The organism is Motilimonas eburnea, from assembly GCF_021295345.1.
Classification (GTDB): domain Bacteria; phylum Pseudomonadota; class Gammaproteobacteria; order Enterobacterales; family CBDFNC01; genus Motilimonas; species Motilimonas eburnea.
The window spans coordinates 1-2,088 of sequence record NZ_JAIMJB010000049.1; the positions used below are offsets into that span (position 1 = coordinate 1).

The following is a 2,088-nucleotide window of genomic DNA, read 5'->3' on the forward strand; positions in this document are numbered from 1 at the left end:
GAGGAGCCATCATTTAATCGAACTACGACAAGGAAAGCGTTAGTTGCAGCTAACGCCTGGGTCTCACATTACCCGAAACTGGGTGTAAAGGGTCAATTAGGTGGGTTAATTATCCATACAAGCAATTCAAGCTGATTCGCAACGCTTGGCAATTGTGGTTTGAATCAACTTTAGTGTTTACGGCGCAAAGGTCAGGTTCAGTGGTAGCGTTGCTCACAACTTAATTGGGCGTTAGCTGTCTAAGGTGGTGGTGTTGAGTAATAATCATTTAAGGCCAGCATTTAGGCTTGTGACCTTCATATTGGCCCTAGGTAGTGGATATAGCTGTGTTTTGGTTATAGAACATGTCGTTTGGCTATATAAGTTCGACCTACTTGGTAGTGGGTTAGAGTTTATTTTAAATGTTCTTTTAGACGTTGTTTATGCTGTGATCTTCGTGTGTTCGACGTTTGCACTATTAGTTATGACCACTATAGGGCGTTTACCAAGGCAAGTGTACAGGTATCTTAAAAATAGGCGGGGAAGTTGAAGTGTTTGCATTTAGGTCAACAGCTAACAATCCTAGGCAGCAACGCCAGCAAGCTGGCTGGGTAATCCTCCCATTTATAACTGCATGTTTTTGTAGAATTTAAGCTGCAATCTTCAGTGGTGGATGACCTCCATTGGCTGTGTGTGGCCGTTCATGATTGTAAAACCAAAGCCATTGCGTTGTGCGTGCTTGAACTTCTTCAAGGCTATCAAACAAATATTTGCTAACCAATCCGAATCTCACTGTGCGGTTGAATCGTTCAATATAAGCATTTTGTTGTGGGTTACCTGGCTGGATAGGTAATCCTCCCATTTATAACTGCATCCTTTTGTAGAATTTAAGCTGCAATCTTCAGTGGTGGATGACCTCCATTGGCTGTGTGTGGCCGTTCATGATTGTAAAACCAAAGCCATTGCGTTGTGCGTGCTTGAACTTCTTCAAGGCTATCAAATAAATATTTGCTAACCAATCCGAATCTCACTGTGCGGTTGAATCGTTCAATATAAGCATTTTGTTGTGGGTTACCTGGCTGGATATAGTCTATCCGTATATCATGGCGCTTTGCCCAATCTATAAACTTATGGCTAATGAATTCAGGGCCGTTATCACAGCGAATTGCAGTGGGTTTTGAACGCTGCTCGATAAGCTGATCTAAAATACGTGTCACTCGCTCTGCTGGCATCGTAAAGTCTGGCTCAGCCGCTAACCCTTCTCGCTTATAATCATCAATCACATTGAATAGGCGGTATTTTCGCCCATCTGATAGTTGATCGTGCATGAAATCAACAGACCAAACTTGGTTTGGTTTGATAGGCTCTTTTAACGGCTCAGGGGTGTGTCGGTTTAACCGTCGTCTTGGTTTAATGCGTAGATTCAACGCCAGTTCACAATAGATACGATAAACACGTTTGTGGTTCCATTTGTACCCCTTAGAATTGCGTAGGTGGTTAAAGCACATACCAAAGCCCCAATCTGCGGTGTCCTCGTTGGCCGAGAGTTGCATGAGTAGGTCACCAATAAGCTCGTTTTCAGGCTTAAGCTTTGATCTATAGCGATAGCAGGTCTCACTGATACGAAACCAGCGGCAAGCGCTTCGGATACTGATGTGATGATTCGCCACCGAATACTGAGCCATCATTCGACGCTCACAGGGCTTTACCACTTTTTTTCCAGTGCCTCAGAAATCACTTCTGCTTTGAGGCGCTCTTCAGCATACATTTTTTTAAGCCGTCGGTTTTCTTCTTCCAGCTCTTTCATGCGGCTCAAGAGTGAGGCATCCATCCCGCCATATTTAGCGCGCCATTTGTAAAATGTGGCACTACTCATGCCATGCTCGCGACAAAGCTCAGGGATAGGCGCCCCAGCTTCAGCTTGTTTTAAGATCGATAAGATCTGACTGTCCGTGTAACGTGATTTTTTCATGTTGAATCTCCGTAAGCGCTTAATTAACCAGTTAAGTGCTAATCTGCTCCAGTGATTTCAACATTCCACGGCATAAGATCCGCCATATCAACAGCAGGATCTCGTTTTGGCAGCTCGCTGAATAAATGCCGGAAGTA

At 44.1% G+C, this 2,088-nt stretch carries 1 protein-coding gene and 1 pseudogene; both read right to left on the reverse strand.

Features of this window, described 5'->3' with window-relative positions:
- Positions 1-628: 628 nt before the first annotated feature.
- Positions 629-826, reverse strand: a pseudogene (locus K6Y21_RS21015) (integrase core domain-containing protein); the annotation flags it as partial.
- Between the two features lie 40 nt (positions 827-866).
- Positions 867-1,951 (reverse strand): IS3 family transposase gene (locus tag K6Y21_RS21020; protein WP_233073905.1). Its coding sequence is split into 2 segments (ribosomal slippage): positions 867-1,702 and positions 1,702-1,951, totalling 1,086 coding nucleotides; the frame shifts between segments, so codons are not numbered across the junction.
- Positions 1,952-2,088 lie beyond the last annotated feature (137 nt).